The sequence below is a fragment of the Affinundibacterium danionis genome (assembly GCF_042432465.1).
Lineage (GTDB): Bacteria > Pseudomonadota > Gammaproteobacteria > Burkholderiales > Burkholderiaceae_D > Undibacterium > Undibacterium danionis.
Genome location: NZ_JBHLXJ010000003.1, coordinates 251152 through 271058 on the forward strand (window position 1 = coordinate 251152; position 19907 = coordinate 271058).

Here is a 19907-nt window from a genome sequence, read left to right on the forward strand (position 1 = left end):
TTTCTACCGTTAATCACAATCGCATTTGTGATCTCTTACAGAAATTTTAAAGTATGTTTTTGGGTTCATTGCTGCTTCTTTTACTTAAGGAAGTGGCGTCAGCGTAAGGAGCGTTCTATGCGAGACACTACAAGACAAGTCAAACTTCTAATTCAAGAAAATATCCACCGGAAGAACAGATCATTGCAGCAAATTCTTGCCTACCTACTAGGCGCGTTTTGTCTATTGCTGAACACCACATTAGGCAGTCTATGCTATGCACAGACACCCGATACGACGCCAGCCATACCTCAACAGTCTTCGAGCTTACTCACATCTACATTGCACGAAGGCCGGACGCGTCCTGTCGTTGCCATCATCGCCGAAAATCGTTTTACTGAACTAACTGATTATGTCATTCCGTATTCGATACTCAAGCAAGCCGATATCGCAGAAGTCTATGCGCTGGGAATGCAAGAAGGCGTCATACAAATGTTTCCCGCATTACGTCTGCGAGCACAATTTAGTGCTGCGCAATTTGATCGCTTACATCCTGATGGCGCTGACTATGTCATCGTTCCAGCCGTGCATTACAGTGCTGATCCAGCATTGATCTCGTGGATACAAGCTCAAGCAAAAAAAGGCGCGTCCATTATAGGTATCTGCGATGGAGTATGGGTACTGGCAAATGCCGGATTATTAGAGAACAAACGAGCGGTCGGGCATTGGCATTCGTTCGATGATCTAAGCAAACAATTTCCTCGTACTCAGTTTATCAAGGACAAGCGCTATCTGGCAGATGGCAATATTATGACGAGCACGGGAGTCAGCGCGTCCATTCCAGTGTCTCTAGCATTGGTTAACGTCATTGCTGGCGAGGCAAAGACGCAAGCACTGGCGGATGAACTAGACATTCCTAAATGGGATGACGAACACCGTAGCGCTGATTTTAAATTATCAGCAAAACACATGTGGACCGCATCAATCAATTGGCTCACATTTTGGGGGAAAGATAAATTCATGGTGTCGCTCGCGAACGACATTGATGAGCTGTCATTGGCACTAATGGCGGATGCGTACGCTCGCACCTATCGCTCCAGTGTATTTAGCTTTGCGCGTGCACCCGTCACCAGTTTGCGCGGGCTGCAAATCGTGCCCGACCACGATGTTGCGACAAACGATGCACCTGTACTTAGCTTACCCGCCAAATTAATACCTGGCCGCGGTTTAGATTGGATATTGCAGCAAATCGCACTTCGTTATGACGAAAGGACTGCCAGTTTCGTCGCCCTACAAATGGAGTATCCCTATCATCCGGCACGAAAATAAAACGCCTAAACATGTTCATGCTCACAAAATCGCGGCGTTTCATTTAATTAATGAAAACTACGCACATCTGCTAGCGTAGGCACGTCATAAGCGGGCACGAGAAGGAATTTGTGAACGAAGATAATCAACTACAGCACCTAAGTAAAAATTGAACTGGTATTCCCAAAAACCAATCTCAGCTCAATCCAGACTGAGAAAATTATTTACCTTTTAAATATGCGAAATAGTCGTTTACTGATCTATAAAAATCAATTTATTGAGAATTTTACCGAGACTGTTGTTTTCTGCACTGTTCGATCATTGTCTTAATTGACACTTACCCTCAAGAAATGGTTTCATGCAATGGCGAAAAAAAGTTTTCAATAAATTTTATTTCGGAAAAATAATTAATCAAAAAAGTATGCATGAAAGAGCTTCAAAAATATCTTTACATTCCTATATTTTTTGAAAAGACAAGAAGTTTATTTCCCAAAAACAATTATTCGGAGTTCATATGTTTAAGAAAACCCTATTGGCGCAAGCAGTTTCGACTGCTTTTGCCACCGCTTTGGTAAGCTTTGCATCTATTGCCTCAGCGCAAGAAGCAGTCACTGCACAACGTATTGAAATTACTGGTTCAAGCATCAAACGAACACAAACAGAATCCGCTTCCCCGATTCAAATTATTGGCCGCGAAGAATTAGCGAAGTCAGGTAAAGCGACCGTTGCCGAATATTTGCAAACCTTGACCGCCGATGGCGCTGGTTCTTTGCCGACTGGTTTTGGTAACGGTTTTGCGGCAGGTTCTACGGCAATTTCCTTACGCGGTTTGGGTGCGACATCGACACTGGTATTATTGAATGGTCGTCGTATGGCACCGTTTGCACGTGCCGATGATGGACAAAAGAGTTTCACTGATTTATCTACCGTTCCTATGGAAGCAGTAGATCGTATCGAAGTCTTGAAAGATGGCGCATCATCCACCTACGGTGCCGACGCGATTGCTGGCGTCGTTAATATTATTTTGCGCAAAGACTTTCAAGGCGTCATTTTGAAAGGTAACTATGGCATTTCAAAATACTCTGATCAACAACAAGGAAAAGCATCTATCACGGCAGGTTTTGGTGACTTGAATAAAGATAGCTATAACATCTTATTCAACGCCGAAGTTTATAAGTCAGACGAAATTTTGAATAAAGATCGTGCTGATCGCGCTTAGATTGGCCATGGTGATATTCGTCCTTGGGGTTATGCAATGGCATCCCAATTCGCGGCGGGTCACATTACTACAGCAGGCTCACCAAGCCCAACAGGCTCTTTACTCGATCCAGTCTCTAAAGCCTATGTGAGTCTACCAGGCTGTTCTTCATTTTCTGTCGCTAGCCCACAAGATCCTAAAGGCGGTTGCGTCTGGTATGCCGATCAATTCCGCTCTATGCAACCACAAATTGATGGCGTCAATTTGTACACACGCGGCACCTGGCAGCTGAATAACGATTTCCAAGCTTACGCCGAATTAGGTTATTCCAAACGTGATACAGCATTTACTTTAGTTCCACCATCCATCACACCAACTGTCGCCTTTCCACCTAATAGTTCAAATCCAAGTGGTGTCATTAACTACGGCTCTGGAGCTGGCACAACCATCGTATTAGCAGCCAATCATCCACAAAACCCATACGGCGTGCCAGTGCGCGTGCGCTACTCAGCATTTGACGTGGGTCCTAGCACACGTAATGCGAACAATGAATTTAACCGCTTCGTGGTTGGTTTGAAAGGCGTTGCTGCTGGTTGGGATTTTGATACGGCGTTTGTACACTCCGAATCCAAATTGCACCTGGCCTACACCAACATGTTGAACATGGCCGTTGTTAAGGCAGGCTTAGGTGATTCAACTAGCCCCTACTTCCCGTACTACATTGGAGCACAAGCGAACAAAAATCCTAGTTCCTTATACTCAGCGATGGTTCGTACTTCCATTTCCGATTCCACCACGAAATTGGATATCGTAGATATCAAGGCATCACGTGAATTGATGGAATTACCTGGCGGTATGTTAGGTCTGGCAGTCGGTGCTGAACATCGTCAAGAAAAATTGGACAACCCCTCTTTGAGTGGCACAGAAAATGGCGCGATCAATGCTAGTTATGTTGCAGCCAAAGGCGATAGTAAAGTGTCCGCGGTCTTCGTCGAATTGGCAGCCCCAATTATTAAAGACTTAGAATTGTCCGCTGCTGCGCGTTACGACAAATATGATCGTTTCAGTTCCACCACGCCAAAATTTGGCGTGAAATGGACTCCGACCAAAACATTCGCTTTACGCGGCACCTACTCTGAAGGTTTCCGTGCGCCAGGCCCTGCAGAATCTGGTGCAGAAAGCCAAAGTACTGGCACTGCAACCGCTCGTGATCCAATTCGTTGTCCAAACGGCACACCAGCACCTGGTGCAACAGCCACCGATTGCGCAGCATCTGTAGCAGCGGTAAAAGTTGGCGATCCAAACTTGTCACCAGAAAAATCCAAAGGCTATACCCTCGGTATGATCTGGGAACCAGTCAACAACTTGTCTATGTCTTTAGATGCATGGCAGATCAAACGTAGCAATGAGATCAATCCTTTGCCATACAACGAAGCAGCTGCTTTGCCAACCGCGATCCGTGCTGACAACAATTTGGTCATTAACGGTGTGGTGGTTCCTAACTCAGGTACTTTGCTGATCTCTAAAGCACCTTATCGCAACTCCAGCTACACCGAAATCAAAGGTTTGGATTTGGATGCGAAATATCGTGTCAACATGGGTGAATATGGTCGTGCAACGATGGGTTTAACTTGGACGCATATTGCATCTTGGTTGCGTGCGGAATCTGAAAAAGTAAAATACCAATTCGCTGGTACGCATGGTAACTGTGATACATCAAACTGCGCAGGTACACCGAAAGACAAAATCAACTTTACAACATCTTGGGATAAAGGCGATTGGAACGTCACTGCAACCGCGAACTATCGTGCGGACATGAAGAACGTTTCCTTTGCTGGCGATCTGTGTGCATCAAAATTTGCTGATGGTAAAGACGCACCAAATGGTTGCGTATTGCCTTCTTTCACCACACTTGATTTGTCAGTTCGTTGGAACTATTCCAAACACTTGCAATTGTTTGGTTCCATCAACAACTTGACGGATAAAATCGCTCCTCTAGATCCTTTGACTTATGGCGGCTTAAGCTATAACCCAATGGATGCAAGTGGTGCCATTGGTCGTTATTTCAAAGTTGGTGCACGTTACCAGTTCTAATAACTTGTAAAGCGCTCACGAGCTGCCAAATATTGCCAACGGTTGGCAGCTCGCTGCGGATCTAAAGTCAAAGACCTCGCCATGTGCGAGGTCTTTTGCTTTGTTCAGGTTGCCAGCGCAGGGCCACAAAAACCAGATCGAATCGCAATTGCTCAAAGGTTTGAGTGAGGCTTTTTTTGTTTTTAAAGAAGAGAGAGATCAACAGAAATTTAATTGCCCCAGATACTATTACTGCATCCATGCGGCACAATAGATGAACCCCATTACCACCGACACAATCTTAATACCTTGGCTGTCGGCTTATATCTGATCATCAACGTAGTCACGGATAGATATAATATTTTCAAAGAATTTCAAGGTAACATCCCATTGATAGGCGTGATCGTAGTTCTCGGCATTGCCCTGTTTGGCTTCATGATATTTACTTTTCTCTCGTCTATACACAGCGGCTTAGAGATGCGTAAACGTTCTTTTCTTAGATTTAAATTTGAAGATGAATATGTCGCTAGCCTAGAAAATAAAGCGAAAGTATTTTCGTATAGCATAGGCGTGTTTTGTTTGTTTGCCGCCATTGTCTTAACAGACAACGATCGTTACTTTTCTGTCTTAGCCACGATAAGCGTCAGTGATTTTTCGCGCATAGTTCTAGGCTGCATGTCTTGCGCCTATGCGCTACCGATCTTATCTTCGTACTGGAAGAACGATGAGTGAAGCGCTAGATAATCACATCGCCAAGCTAAGAGCGAGACAAAAAATTTCGCAACAAGAATTAGCCGAAGCCATCGGTGTCTCGCGCAAAACCATTAGTACGGTGGAGACGATGCGCTTCGTACCTTCAGTGATTATTGCGCTCAAACTGGCAAAACACTTTGGTGTTGCGGTTGAGGATATTTTTACTTTGAACCAAGAGCTGGGAGATTAGCTGGGCGCGCTGTGCAAGTTTTCACTATCGATATCTTAGTAGCATCTTCACTATTCATTGCGCGATATTAAATTCAATCGTCACTACGACCCGCGCTATTTTTTCGATGCTGCTTTTGTCATATGACCCACCGTATTCGTTCGCGTCGACAACAGCGCCAATCGGCAAAATATAGAACGCACCTTGTGATGCGGAGCGCATTGCACCGACTTTGACTTTGCCGTACTTGGCAAACTCTTCGGCGCGCTTTTGTGCGTTTTCTGTCGCAGCACCAATCAAAGACATTTTCTTGCCTTCTAAATCTGAAACCAAGTATTGCGGAGTCGCGTACTGCGCAGGAAAACCGTCGGCTCTCAGTTGCAATGCAGCTCTATGGGCCAACCTCATTTTATTTAAATCTTTACTGGTCACATCGATTTTTTGGCTCGCATTAAAGCCTTTTTGAACCTGCTGCATGTCGCCATTTTTCGTGCGCTCAGTAACAAAGTTTGGCTCAACTTCTTCATTGCCCTCTTTTTGCATCGCTGGTTCAAAACCTTGCTTGACTAAGAATTGAGTCAGCACCGGTTTACTACTACGTAATTTCGCCAAGGCTTCGGCAAATGTGGGCGCATTTACCTGCACGCCTATGGTCCATTCGGCATAATCAGCCGTCACTGGTTTTTCTGCCAGACCTTTGACAGAAATACTTTGACGACCAGCACCAATATGCTTTGCTTGAGCGCCAAAAATAAATGCAGCAGCAGACAAACCAACCGCCAGCAACAAACCCAGCACCATGATGGAACGCGATAATTCTTTATTCATTTCAGTCTTCTTAAAAAGTAGGCATGTTTACCACGCTGAACTGGCTATAGCTATTCGTTCACCCAATTACACTTGCAATTGGGTGATCTTGAATCAAGCTAACGGGCGTATTAAAAAACTACTCTTCAATCACTTCCCACCACGCGGATCAACCACATTCACCGCCTCAGGTGAAGGTCCGTAAGCGCGGATATCGGGTCTATACATATCTTCCGCGTACGTACCCGGCACGTGGAAACGGCCTGGTGTCACCACTCGTAGCATGTAAAACAGGTTAATCGGATCACCATTCAAACGCACGGCGGCAACGAATCTGTCGTCGCGGTATTCCTTATGTTTGATGCGTTCGTCAGCCATCGCAGTGGCTAAGTTGACGCCCTCAATACTAAATTCACCGGCTTGCGGACCTTGTGAAATGTTGAGATTTTCGACTTCTAATCCGGCCGGAATATGATCGATCACCATCGCATCTTCGATTTTTTGTTTTGCCTTGGCAGTCACTCGCACGATCAACATGTCGCCGACTTTGAGATTGCCACCTGTCCACGGTTTCCCAGCTACGGTGAACCATTTACGTTCCAAGCTGATTTTCTCAGTGCTTGGAATCGGCAATTTCAATGGATAACCGCTGGCTTCAAGTTCTATCCATAATGGATTTGAACCTTTGTTTTCCAACGTGATGCCTTTAATTGCCAAAGCAGGATCGAAGCTACGACTTTCACTGTTTTTTGAACTAATCGTACTGCTACCATCAGCGGTCTTGAGGACGACTTCCCATGGATCAGTGACGGTACCACCTGCCGCGCGCGCCGCTAGGAATAAGGCGATACGTTCTTGCGTGGAGAAATAGCCGCGCGGTTTACCGAGGCGATCAGCCAAATTCGTCAACATTAATTCACGCTGTGGATGGCTGATTTTATGACGCAACAACAAAGCATAAGACATAGCTTGATCACGCACGGCCGTACCGTAATCACCGAGCCAATCCCATTCCCAATCGGTACGAACGCCGTACGGTTTGCTCATAGCCTCATTGAAGGCGACCTCAGCACGTTTTTGATCGCCCATCATTTGCAAAGCCAAACCAAGGTGGACTAAAGGCAAAGGTGATTTGGCACGATCACGATAGCTATCATGTAGCAAACGCAAGGAGGCTAAAGACGCTTTTTGATCACGTGCCAACATGTAACCGATATGCGCTAATTCAGCAAAACGTTGATGGCTATTGCGAATCAAATCGTAATCGCGCCAATCATAACGACCGTTGGCATCAGGTTTGACCGCAGCGGGCAATGGCGAGAATTGATTTGCAGCGCCATTGAGTTTTTCGGTCATCCATTTTTGCGCGCGCTTCGTCATCTCTTCTGGCACATTAAAGCCAGCTTCGCGCGCATCGGCTAAGAAGCTCGTAACATAAGGCGTCAACCATAATTCATAGGCGCCATCGTTACCATTCCAAAGGCGGAAACCGCCCTCCGCACCTTGCATACCGGCGATACGACTAATCGCACCTTCAATAAACTTGGCACGTTGTTCGCGCGTATGCGGTGCCAGACCAACCGCCTTGGCTCCTTCTTCGTCTATGTACACATGTGGATAAGCCGCGCTGGTGGTTTGCTCTAAACAGCCATACGGATAATCGAGTAAGCCCTTAACAATACTGCGCACATTGAGTGGCGGACGATTCGACATAGCGACGCTTAAAGTAGCCGAGCCACGATAGAAACGTTCAACCATATTTGCGTCCAATTTTTGCGTTGCGCCTGGCTCTATACGCAAACGACGTGCATCTTGTTCACGCGGTACCGGTGGTTGAATTTGCAGCGCAAATTCTCTATGGATTACCACCGGTTTGGCACCGCCAGTTTTGACATCGAGACTGATGCGTGACAGACCAAAAGGCTCGGTCGGTTCGACGTTAAAGCGTAGGATATTTCTTTGCTTAGGTGCGAGTTTAATATTGCGCTCACCTTCAGCGATTTTCAATAATTTATCGGCGGACAGTTTGATATTAATGCTTTGCTCGCCTTGCATCATATTGGTGACATCAAGCGCAAAAGTCGAAGTATCTCCGGGACCAATAAAGCGCGGTGTCGCGATTTCGGCAACAATCGGGGCACTGACTACGACCTCTTTATCCGTGCTGCCATAGGCGTCATCCGTCGATGCCACCACCATCACGCGCAAAGTACCATTGAAATCAGGAATATTCAAAGGCACATCGGCCTCACCTTTATCATTGAGCTGCACAGGGCCTGAGAAAATATCGACCAACTTCACTTTCTTAGGCATGCTCTTAGTATCGCGCTTACCAGCATCGCCACCCCATTTTATTTTGCCCGGTGTGCCATCCATGCGTTCGATTAATTTGCCATAGATATCTGTTAATTCGGCACTAAAGCGATGTTTGCCGAAGAAAAAATCAAACGGATCTGGCGTTTTGAAACTCGTGATATTGAGAATACCCACATCCACCGCTGACACGGTCACCATGGCTTTTTTGCCCGCCGCATTGTCCACTTTGACTTTGGCGATCATGCGTTTTTCGGGTTCTACTTGAGCCGGTGTAGTCACGCTCACTTTCAACTTGCGTGGCTCACGCGCGAGTGGTAGCCAAGTTAAACCGACAGCGCGGGCAGGCGTGACTTTATCGCCCTGACTGCCGGGACGGAACACCACGGCAGAGATATACATATCCGAACGATTCCACGCTTTATCGATAGGAATGCTGACAGTCGTGCCATCCGTACTCACAGAGACGCGCTTACTCCACAAAACTTTATCAGCTTCCACCAAGACCAAAGCCTCACCATCGTGAGGTGGAATAATTTTGAGTTGAACATCATTACCCGGCTTAGCTGGAGCGCCTTCCAATTGCATGCGTACACGGTCCGGACGATTACCGACACTCTCACTATCTTGTGCGTTCCAACCAGCGTAGAAGAAATAACGCGCCACCAAATTGGTTTCAGGATCGGTAATTTCTAAACGATAACGTCCCCACTTCACAGGTACCGTCAGCTTGGCACGATTTTTTAATTCTAAAGCGCCAGCATGTATGGTTTCTTCACCTTCGGTGTAGCCTGAATGCCAGCCACGACCTGCGTCGTAACGCCAGTAATATTCACGGTCTTCGCGTATTAGTTTAAATGGTGCTTGCTTTAATACGGAAAACTTCCCAGCAGTATTCACACGAATAATTTCAAACTCCGCCATACTGCCTTCGCGTGCCACATCTTTTTCAAACAAGGGGCGTATGCCTATCATGTTTTGTGCAGGCCACCAGACGCGCTCGATGGAACGGACGACAGGACGACCACCCGACTCTAATAAACTAAACGCCGCACGCACTTTTAAAGGTGATTTCGCATTTGCAGTAAAAGGCACATCGACTTCCGCCTTACCACTATCGTCCAAGGCTGCTTCTTCTAATTCAGAACGGCTCTTATTGGTGTCATCGGCAAAATCACCAAAAATGAAACCCGGCCATTCTTTGGCAACAGGATTTTTCAAACGCTCTTGCGCCACGCTACCGAGCAAGCGATTACCTGCCGCAGGTGCGCCGTATAAATAATCGCCTTGTACATCAACGCTAAAACTGCTGGCATCTGCCAACGGCGTGTTTTCCGTTTTCAAACTCAGCTTCATACGTTCTGGCAAAAATTCTTCCACTTGAAAAGTGTAAATAGAATCAGGACGTTTAGCCGTCGGATCAGCACGGAACTCTAAACTCCATTTGCCAGTCGCGGCATCGAGAGGTAAATCTATCGTATTCTGCAAATAGCCCGGCGTTTTAGAATTAGGCTGCCAGATACTAGAACTGACAACATCGCCACTTGGTTTTTTCAAATCGACTTTAATCGGTGCTGGCGGTAAAGCGATGCCTTCAGCAGTACGCGCCATTAAGGAAGCGGTAAATTTTTCACCCGGACGATACAGATCACGTCCCGACCATGCGAAGAGTTTGGCATCGCGTGGTAAATGACCGCCGATATCAAATTCAGCCAAATCCAAACCCGGCTCTTGCAAAGCGATAATCGAAGTTTCTTTACCACGCTTAGCCAACAACAATTTTGCGCCATTCGGCAAACCCGGTAAAACACCATGACCGTCGCCATCAGTTCTGCCACGCAATAAAACTTTACCATCGTCACCCAAGACTTCTAACTCAATACCGCTCTGCGCTTTGCCGTCTTTCAAGGACGTAGTAAACACGTCAGTTTGTTTAAGCTGACGACGCACATGTAAGCCTATGTCACTGACATAGAAATACGTCACTTGGTAATCATAATCATAGTAGCCAGGACGACGCATGACAGCGACATAGATACCAGGCTCCTTCAGTTCGGTGATTTTTTCGACCGGTAAGAAACTGACTTTGCGGCTGTTTGGCACTTCGTTGGTGACAAAACGATTTTGATACACGCTTTGCGCGATACCTTGCAAAGCATTGAGTTGCCAGCCCGAGGTTAATCCTTTGAGTTTATTACGATTGCTGTAGTAATCGTAATAGTATTCGCCATCACCTTCGCCTTCACTTTCGCTGTCACTTTCTTCGCTTTGTTGTCCGCGATTTTTACCAACCACCATATCAATAAATTTTGGTAATTTCTCAGGCGTGATCCGTAAAAACTCTACATCAACTTCAGGAATATTTACGGTCACAACGGGCAAGCCGCCATTCAAACCAGCTGGTAAGACTGTACCTTTGCTGGCGAAGAAATATGACGGTGCCATCTCGTCACTAATCACTTCGCAGGTCTGCGCTTGATCTAATTTTTTACCCGCGCTAGAAGCGATTGCCGCGCTCAAGTTCACTTTATATTTATGTCCCGCTTTAACAAAAGGAAATAGCAAAACATGCGGATTATCTGAAACGATCCAACCACCTTTGACTAAGTCACTTGGCTTGGACGCAGCAGTAGCGGACGCGTCCGCTTTCTCGGCTTTTTTAGGCTTATCTTTTTCCGCTTTGGTATCACCCAAATCAGAAACTTCTATGAGTTTATCAAGGGCTTGGTCCGCATCGACACTCTGAGAAAACATCACCGCCAGTGCTGGCTTGTCATCATGCAAGCGAGCCGCGCAACTACTCATCGCAAAAGGCGCATCAGGATTGGTAATGATCGCGTCACCACCCACTGGGAGGTGGTGCTTCTGTTTTTTTATCCACCAAGTGCCTGCTGCAGCACCTAATGCGGCCGCAACCAATAAGATGCCTAAGGTTTTTTTTGAAAGTTGTGTCATAAATCCTTCCCGATAATATGCAAATTCATAGCGAAACTTTGCTCATTTTTCTTGCTGCTGATGACACTGGAATGACGTGAAAAACAATCCGCAAAGAGATTTCGCAAAACCATATCAATATAGCATTTTGTTCATAGCGACAGGGGATATTAGTGAAAGGCTTACAAATCCCTTCTTAATTTCCCATGTGGAAACATATGTGCGAATTTGCAACATGAGATTGCAATAAATGCACAGTAAAAACAACACAAGGCGCTTTCAAATTTGCGCCGTATCTGGCTGCTCATGTAGTATGAATCGGCCTGTTTCGGTGACGAAACCTGCATACCAGTTGTAAAAGCATGTCGTTAGACGTTGCACGTCAGCGACGATTTCTAAATAAATGGGAGAATAAAATTGAACAAGAAATCAACTGAATCCAACAAAATCGGGAAAAAAGACGTTTTCGTAAAAAGCGCGGTCCAGATAGCGATTTTGTTACTAGCCACGGGCTCGGTAGTACATGCGCAAGATGCAGCCCCCGCAAAAACGACTGAAAAAGTCGCGCCCCCACAAGAAGTACAGGTCGTAGTCATCACCTCAACCGGTACCCGCGGTTCTAATCGCACAATGATAGACACCCCCGTACCAGTTGATGTGTTAGCCGCTTCCGAATTAACTAAAACAGCACAGGCTTCACTCGACAAAGCGCTCGCCTTCCGTGTCCCTTCTTTCAATACCGTACAAACCCCAGTCAACGACGCAACCTCCTTGTTAGACCCTTACGAAATTCGGAATATGGGCCCAAGCCGCGCCTTGATTTTGATTAATGGCAAACGTAAAAACTCAAGCTCTTTGGTGTACACACAAACCTCTCCTGGTCGTGGCGAAAGTGGTGCCGATATCTCAGCGATTCCACAAGATGCGATCAAACGTATCGAAGTGTTGCGTGACGGCGCATCCGCACAATATGGTTCCGATGCGATCGCGGGTGTGGTGAATATTATTTTAAAAGACAATCCCACTGGAACATCGATTACAGGTCGCACCGGCGTGACGCACGAAGGCGACGGCAAAATGCAAGCCTTGAGTATCAATCATGGTCTGGCTTTAGGCGACAGTGGTTTCGTGAATATGACATTTGACGTATCGAAAAATGGCTTATCTTCACGCTCAGGCATAGTCAGTGCGCGCGGTGAAGCAGCGACCTTTGGCGATGGTCCAAGTACATTCGCCGCTGATTTGGCGAAAGTAAACGCCTTCCTTGCAAAAAAACCAGATGCAGGGAACATCAATGGCTCACCAGAAACACGCGCCACTAAGTTTTTGGTTAACTCACGCTACGACGTAAATAGCGATGTACAAATTTATGCAAATGCCGCTTACATCGATAAAAAGATCGATAGTTACGCGAACTACCGTACTCCTTACTGGCGCCCAACAGATTACGGTCTGCTGCACCCAGCTGGTAGTGAGTACAATGGCTACGGACCGGGCTTCCTCGGCGGTTTAAAAGACTACAACGCGACCTTTGGCACGAAGTTTGAAATCGCGGGCTGGACTTCTGATTTTAGTTTGACTTTCGGTGGAAATGAACAAAAGTACACTGTGACTAATTCTGTCAATCGCGGTATGGAAGATGCCTATTTGGAAGCCGTTGCGAAAAAAATTACGCCATTGCCTCCTCACGGACAGACCCGCTTTGATGCAGGTGGTTCACGTTTCGAACATACCGTCTTCAATGCAGATTTTTCCAAAGAAATCGCTAAAGATGTTAGCGCATATTTCGGTACCGAAGCACGCTCAGAGAAATACACGTTGATCGCGGGAGAAGAGGCTTCTTACAAGTATTCAGGTGCAGATTCATATGCAGGCAACTCACCCGAAAACTCATTTTCCTCAACACGCTCTAACTACGGTGTCTATGGCGGCGCCATGTTCGGTGTCACCGATGCGCTCTTGCTCGACGCAACTGCTCGCTTTGAACACTACAGCGATTTCGGTAATGCAACCATAGGAAAATTAAGCGCCAAATACAAAGTCGATGACCAATTGACGATACGCGGTTCTTTATCAACCGGCTTCCGTGCGCCATCATTGCATCAGATTTACACTCAGAAAGCACAGTATTCTTTCTCCGGTGGTTCGATTCAAGTATCTGGCTTAGCAAGCAATGTATCGAAAGAAGCTGCAGCACTTGGCGTACCAAAATTGAAGGCCGAAAAATCGACTAGCATCACTTTAGGTATAGGCTACAAACCAAGCAAAGATACCAGCATGACTTTGGATTACTACAATATTGCGCTCAAAGACCGCATTATTTTAGGCAAAGAAATCAAACCTAGCGGCGATCCTACAGCAGAGTTGGACAAAATTCTGAAAGCAGCCAACATCGTTTCACTGAGCTTCTTTGCGAACGCTCTGGATAGTAAAACTTCTGGGATTGACTATGTTTTCAATCACAGAAATATGAAATTAGGTGGCGGTAGCTTGGCCTTCAATTTATCAGGTAACTACTCTTTGCAAAATGAACGTGATGGTGCGGTCAACAACCCTGCTGCGATAGCTAAAGCAAATCAATCTGTTTTAGATATCACGCAAGAAGCTTTAATGTTTACGTCACGTCCGAAGTTTAAAACTATCGTTGGCTTCGACTACGATATCAGCGACTTTAACTTCTCATTAAACAATACCGTATTTGGTCCAACTCGCTTTAGAAATGCGGATTTAGATCAAAACCTTGAAGTAGTATTTAAAACTAAAACCGTTACAGATTTTTCCGTCAACTACCAAATCAACAAGAACATGACTTTGGCATTTGCGATCAACAATATGTTTAACGTGACGCCGTCATGGAAATTGCAAGCCGCTGGAGATAAAGCCAAAGGCCAGGCAATTTTGGATAGCAAAACGGTGGATTACACAGGTCGTACGCCAACACAAATCCAATCTGACAACATCACTTTTGATCAACGTTATTCTATGGTCACTTACGATGGTTCTCACTTCAGTCAGTTAGGTCGCATGTACAACCTGTCTTTGAACTATCGGTTCTAAGCTAGTCTTCGTTTTTTAATCTTCGCTTGGCGCAGATTTCTTCTGTACCAAGCCCCAAAAAAAGAGATCGCGTTTTTCTTTCGCGATCTCTTTTTTTTACATTGAACAGTGCTCAGACTTTTAACCGAGATTTCCATTAGGGTTAAATGCCGCCAAATATTCTATGCCCTGAATTGCGCGACTTCCGTACCAAGATAACATTTCACCATCAACCAAAAAAACGGGTTTCTGAATTTGCGCCTGTAGCGCCGCACGATGTGATTCGGTAAAACTGTATGGCTCGGTGGAGAGCAAGACAAAATCGACTGATTGCAAGCTAGGGTCATTCCAATCAAAAATCGGATAGCGTTGCGCTGAGCTTGATTCCCATTGTAACCACGCACGCTGCTGCAACATCTGCGCAATATAGGTATCGCGACTCACCGTCATCCAAGGATCTTTCCAGATGCAGTACAACACTTGCTTGGCTTGCTTAGCTTGTGTGTCAGCCGTTAATAATGCCCACTGGTTTTCGAACTGCTGACAAAGTAACTCAGCACCTTCGCTCACATTAAATATCGAGCCCAGTAAACGAAACAGCGCCAAATTATCGCGTGGCGTGATGGGATGCGTTACCACCACATGCGGAATAAATTCCGCTAGTAAATCAACCGTTGGCTTTTCATTTTCATCAATATTCACGATTAAATGCGTCGGTGCCAGCTTGCGAATTTTTTCTATGTTCACATCTTTTGTGCCGCCTACTTTAGGAATTTTTTGCACGACTTGTTTGGGATGTATACAAAATCCGGTTCGTCCAACCAGACTATCTTGCAACCCCAAATCGCATAATAACTCCGTCAATGAGGGAACTAAGCACACAATACGCACCGTTTCGCTTTCAGCGATAGTGCGATGTACAGTCCCATAAGCGTCGATCAAATGATCCATACTGGCGCTCTCAATCATGTCGTGTTCTTAGTTTGCTTTGTTTTCACGCGCTTTGCGTGGCGCATTCGAAAACGCGAAGTCATACACAAAATTAGGCAGCACGCGCAGCACTTTCGCTACCACGCCCATCTGCCAAGGAATAACGCGGTAGCTCACGCCAGCGGCGATACTAGAAGTTGCCCTACGCGCAAACTTATCCGCCCTTAACAAAAACGGCATCGCATAATCATTAATCTGCGTCATCGGGGTATCGATATAACCGGGCGCTATAGTCACGACTTTAATCCCGCTGCTACGCAATTCAACCCGCAAAGACTCACAATAACTAATCACGGCGGCCTTCGATGCGCTGTAAGCACTGGCACCAGGCAAACCTCGGATACCGGCCACACTGGCGATCCCGACTAAACGACAAGGCTCTTGCTGGGCATGAGATTTCATGTGCTCAATAAATGGCATAAAGGTAGCAACTGTAGCTAGCACATTGGTTTCCATAACGCGCCGAAACACGGGCAAATCTTCCCCCAATTCACTCAAAGTACCGACCGAAATACCCGCGCTAGCAATCACCACATGAACTTTACCTACATGCTGTATGAAATCATCCGCCGCTGCTTGCAAAGCCTTATGCTGATTGACATCGACTACGTAGATTTTATGGCGTTCTGCTTGCGGCAAACTATCTCGCAAACTTTGCATGCGCTCCAAATTACGTCCGACTAAACCCAGTATTGCACCTTGTTGCGCGTACGCTTGTGCCAAGGCTTCGCCTAAACCTGAAGAGGCACCGGTAATGAAGACAGCTTGCATATTAATTTCTCCTGCGCTTATTTATAGAGAATGGAGTCAAGACTAGATTTGAGATCACAAACAAAAAAATCCGCCTGAACGACGGATTTTTTCTTGTCACAATCATGCGTTTTCAGATCGATGACTTATTTTTTCTTAGTTGGTGCTGGTGCCGCTGTTGCCGCTGATGCCGCGGTTGCAGCCGTCACAGCCGGCGCAGCTTTTACAGAATTTTTCTCTTGATAGACTTTATCCACAATCCAATCCATCACTTTCAATCCTGCGTGATTCGCAGGATCAGTCGAGGTATTACGTGATTTTGCATTCAAATCAGCCGGTGAAACGACAAAACGTCCGTCAATAACTACCGTCGGTACACCGTTAATTTTGTAGTCAGTCATCAGTTGTGCGGCACGGCTCAATTTTGATTGAATCGCAAACGAGCTGTAGATATCGGTGAATTTCTTCTTATCCAAACCCACTTTTTCTACGTATTTCATCACTTCCGCATCGGTGGATAAACGGTTGCGATCTACGTGATACGCATTAAAGGTTTTTAATTGATATTCGTCCACCTTACCCATGGCCTCTAGCGTATAAAACAGCTTTTGCTGAGTCACTAGCTCATGAAAATTTACATGCACACGTTTGACAACGATACGATCACCTTGCTTCTTGATCCAAGCTTCTAAATACGGTTCAAAGGCATTACAAGCTGGGCAAAAATAACCAAAAAATTCAGTAATCTCAACTTTTTTACCAGCCTCAACAGGTTGCGGACGATCTAATACGGTGTATTCCTGCCCCAAACGAGGTACATTTTGTGCGCTAGCTGAAATAGCGATAAAACTTAGGCTGATCAATAATAACTGACGAAATAGACGCATAATTTCCTCTTAATTTACTTTTTAAAGTGTAGATAGGATTCGATATTTACTTGGCGCTGCGCACGATGGCGGTCTCTACGCCACTCTCTGACAACTTAGTACGCATTTTGTTCATTGCATCGAGGTGATCAAACGGTCCCACTCGTACTCGGTGCAATACAGCACCATCATTATTTTTTTCACTGACACTCGCTTCCACACCAACCAAAGCTAATTTAGCGCGAGCACTTTCGGCTTCTGCCACGTCTTTGAAGGCACCAATTTGTAAGAAATAAATATACTTGTCGTCAGCCACTTCAGGCTTGGAGGCAGGTGTTGCGGCTACGACTGCTGGTGCAGTCGCTGCAGGTGATGCGGCCGCTGCCGCAACCGCTGTTGCGGGTGGTTTCGCTGCTTCCGCCGCTTTGCTGCCCGCGACTTCTTTAGCTGCTTGATTCACCGCTTCTTTGCTACCGTACAAAGGCTTGTTCGGATCTTGCATCTGCGTTACGGGTAAATCGGCTTTTTCGCTTTTGCCATTTTTATTGGTAAAGGGCGTCGGTGTTTTGGTAATGACCAAAGCAACTACGACGGCAATCGCCAAACCAATTACTAAGCCAATAATAATGCCAGTCAAAGTGCTACCGATTTGACGCTGTCCCACTACTTTTTGCGAATTCATGTCTTTCCTATTTTCGTCTAAATCACTAAGGCTTTTTCTTTATTAATCACAAATTACTCTTCACTTCGCTATCGACAAAAATGACTTATCGTGGATAGCGGATAGCGAAGTTTATTTTTACATTTGATTCGGGGCCGACACGCCAATCAAACTCAAGCCATTACGCAACACCTGACGGGTTGCTAAGATTAAGGCCAAGCGCGCCAATTTGGTCGGTTCATCATCGACCAATACACGCTCTGCATTGTAATAGCTATGCAATTCACCAGCTAAATCGCGCAAGTAGAATGCCACTTGATGCGGCCCCAATTCTTCTAACGCTTTCTCCAACATTTCTGGATACTCAGCCAGTTTTTGCAGCAACGAGGCTTCACGTGGCGCGGTTAACGGCGACAAATCGACATCGTTCAAAGCTAGCAAATCCGCTTCAGATTCACTGTACTGCGCCAACATACGGCAGATACGTGCATGCGCATAATGGACGTAATAGACAGGATTTTCATCCGATTTGGCTAAAGCAACATCCACGTCAAATACAAATTCGGTATCCGCTTTACGTGAAATCAAGAAGAAACGCACGGCATCACGCCCTTTTTGTACATCGCCACCACCCGACCATTCGATCAAGTCACGCACTGTGACATAAGAACCAGCACGCTTAGAAATTTTTACTTCTTCGCCATCTTTCATGACGGTGACCATTTTATGCAAAACATAATCTGGATAACCTTGCGGTATTCCCTGATTCACAGCTTGTAAACCAGCGCGTACCCGTGCGATCGTGCCGTGGTGATCACTACCTTGTACATTAATTGCCTGACTATAGCCGCGCTGCCATTTGACCACGTGATATGCCACGTCCGGTACAAAATAAGTGTAAGTACCGTCAGACTTTTTCATGACGCGATCTTTATCGTCGCCATACTCGGTGGTACGCAACCATAAGGCACCGTCTTGTTCATAAGTTTTACCAGCTGCGATTAATGCGGCGACAGCCGCTTCCACTTTGCCGTCGGTGTACAAAGAAGATTCGAGATAATAGTTATCAAATTTCACACCGAATGCCAACAAATCAATGTCTTGTTCATTGCGCAAATAGGTGACACTAAATTGACGAATAGAATCGAGATCATTCACATCGCCACTACCGGTAAAAGGCTGTCCATCGCTAGCAGCTACCGTTTTTTTGGCTAAGAAATCTTGTGCAATCTCTGCGATATATTCACCGTTGTAAGCTGACTCTGGCCATTCTGAGTCACCCGGTTTGAGGCCTTTAGCGCGGGCTTGGACTGACAGCGCGAGATTAGCAATCTGAACACCGGCATCGTTATAATAAAACTCACGTGTCACTTGATAACTTTGTGCTTCAAGCAAAGCCGACAAAGCATCACCCAACGCACCTTGACGACCATGACCGACGTGCAGCGGCCCGGTTGGATTGGCAGACACGAATTCCACAATCACTTTTTTGCCCAAACCTTTACGGCCTTTACCAAACTGATCTTGCTGCTGCAAAATCGTTTTTACCACGGCTTGTTTAGCAACCGCAGTTACCCGCAAATTAATAAAGCCAGGCCCCGCCAATTCTGCACTCGCAATTAAGGGATGATTTTGCGCCACTAATGCATCAACTATCGCTTGCGCTAACTCGCGTGGATTCTTTTTCAGTGGTTTAGCAATTTGCATCGCAATATTACAGGCGATATCACCATGTGAGGGATCACGTGGGCGCTCCAATGCGACGGTAGGATTCAAGTCGGTACCTGCAAGAATTGGGGCGATGGCGTTTTTTAATGCGTCAAGAATGTCTTGTTTTTGCTGAGCTAACATGGTGGTTTGAGTAGTATTTTTTATGCGTCGCATGCGCGAGACACATAAGTATTTTTGAGAAAATTAGTTTGCATTATAACCTTTGTGCGCTTACGAAATTGCGGCATGCAACACGTAAAAAATAAAAAGCTAAGTACTTCTGCATTAAAACGTTTGACATGGTCGATTGAGCTACTAAGTTCTCGACTATTTCGGCGGTTCTTTACGCCGATAATCAGT

13 protein-coding genes are annotated in these 19907 nt (G+C 45.9%); 6 read left to right on the forward strand and 7 right to left on the reverse strand.

Annotated elements, in window-relative coordinates; translation table 11 throughout:
- Positions 1-117 precede the first annotated feature (117 nt).
- The 5 genes from ACFFJH_RS03855 (at position 118) to ACFFJH_RS03875 (ending at position 5501) form a co-directional block, all read left to right on the forward strand.
- Entirely contained in the window at positions 118-1308 is a 1191-nt protein-coding gene (locus ACFFJH_RS03855) for a DJ-1/PfpI family protein (protein ID WP_390210185.1), read from the forward strand.
- Between the two features lie 493 nt (positions 1309-1801).
- Positions 1802-2506, forward strand: a complete 705-nt coding sequence (locus tag ACFFJH_RS03860) for a TonB-dependent receptor plug domain-containing protein (protein ID WP_390210186.1) — start codon at positions 1802-1804, stop codon at positions 2504-2506.
- Between the two features lie 36 nt (positions 2507-2542).
- Complete coding sequence (locus ACFFJH_RS03865) at positions 2543-4579, forward strand: TonB-dependent receptor domain-containing protein (RefSeq protein ID WP_390210188.1); 2037 nt, start codon at positions 2543-2545, stop codon at positions 4577-4579.
- 213 nt (positions 4580-4792) lie between these two features.
- The gene (locus tag ACFFJH_RS03870) at positions 4793-5290 is read left to right on the forward strand and encodes a hypothetical protein (RefSeq protein ID WP_390210190.1); all 498 of its coding nucleotides are present in this window, start codon (positions 4793-4795) and stop codon (positions 5288-5290) included.
- Positions 5283-5501: a helix-turn-helix transcriptional regulator gene (locus ACFFJH_RS03875; RefSeq protein WP_390210192.1), complete on the forward strand. Its 219-nt coding sequence runs from the start codon at positions 5283-5285 to the stop codon at positions 5499-5501. Before ACFFJH_RS03870 ends, ACFFJH_RS03875 begins: the two co-directional genes overlap by 8 nt.
- A gap of 54 nt (positions 5502-5555) precedes the next feature.
- Here ACFFJH_RS03875 and ACFFJH_RS03880 read toward each other — a convergent pair whose 3' ends face one another.
- Both ACFFJH_RS03880 and ACFFJH_RS03885 read right to left on the reverse strand, forming a co-directional pair.
- Positions 5556-6308: an SIMPL domain-containing protein gene (locus tag ACFFJH_RS03880; RefSeq protein ID WP_390210193.1), complete on the reverse strand. Its 753-nt coding sequence runs from the start codon at positions 6306-6308 to the stop codon at positions 5556-5558.
- A 129-nt stretch (positions 6309-6437) separates the two neighbouring features.
- Positions 6438-11555: an alpha-2-macroglobulin family protein gene (locus tag ACFFJH_RS03885; RefSeq protein ID WP_390210194.1), complete on the reverse strand. Its 5118-nt coding sequence runs from the start codon at positions 11553-11555 to the stop codon at positions 6438-6440.
- A gap of 396 nt (positions 11556-11951) precedes the next feature.
- Here ACFFJH_RS03885 and ACFFJH_RS03890 point away from each other — a divergent pair, with 396 nt between their 5' ends.
- A complete protein-coding gene (locus ACFFJH_RS03890; RefSeq protein ID WP_390210195.1) occupies positions 11952-14591 on the forward strand; it encodes a TonB-dependent receptor plug domain-containing protein in 2640 nt (879 codons plus the stop codon).
- A 120-nt stretch (positions 14592-14711) separates the two neighbouring features.
- Here the strand turns inward: ACFFJH_RS03890 and ACFFJH_RS03895 are convergent, their stop codons facing one another.
- The 5 genes from ACFFJH_RS03895 to argS all read right to left on the reverse strand — a co-directional run bounded on the left by ACFFJH_RS03895 (position 14712) and on the right by argS (position 19688).
- Positions 14712-15539 carry a helical backbone metal receptor gene (locus ACFFJH_RS03895; protein ID WP_390210196.1) on the reverse strand — a complete coding sequence of 276 codons (828 nt, stop codon included), beginning with the start codon at positions 15537-15539 and terminating at the stop codon, positions 14712-14714.
- 9 nt (positions 15540-15548) lie between these two features.
- Positions 15549-16331, reverse strand: a complete 783-nt coding sequence (locus ACFFJH_RS03900; RefSeq protein WP_390210198.1) for an SDR family oxidoreductase — start codon at positions 16329-16331, stop codon at positions 15549-15551.
- Positions 16332-16456: 125 nt separating this feature from the next.
- Complete coding sequence (locus ACFFJH_RS03905; RefSeq protein WP_390210201.1) at positions 16457-17197, reverse strand: thiol:disulfide interchange protein DsbA/DsbL; 741 nt, start codon at positions 17195-17197, stop codon at positions 16457-16459.
- Positions 17198-17243: 46 nt separating this feature from the next.
- Entirely contained in the window at positions 17244-17858 is a 615-nt protein-coding gene (locus ACFFJH_RS03910) for an SPOR domain-containing protein (RefSeq protein ID WP_390210204.1), read from the reverse strand.
- A gap of 117 nt (positions 17859-17975) precedes the next feature.
- Entirely contained in the window at positions 17976-19688 is a 1713-nt protein-coding gene (gene argS / locus ACFFJH_RS03915; RefSeq protein ID WP_390210274.1) for an arginine--tRNA ligase, read from the reverse strand.
- Positions 19689-19907: the final 219 nt, after the last annotated feature.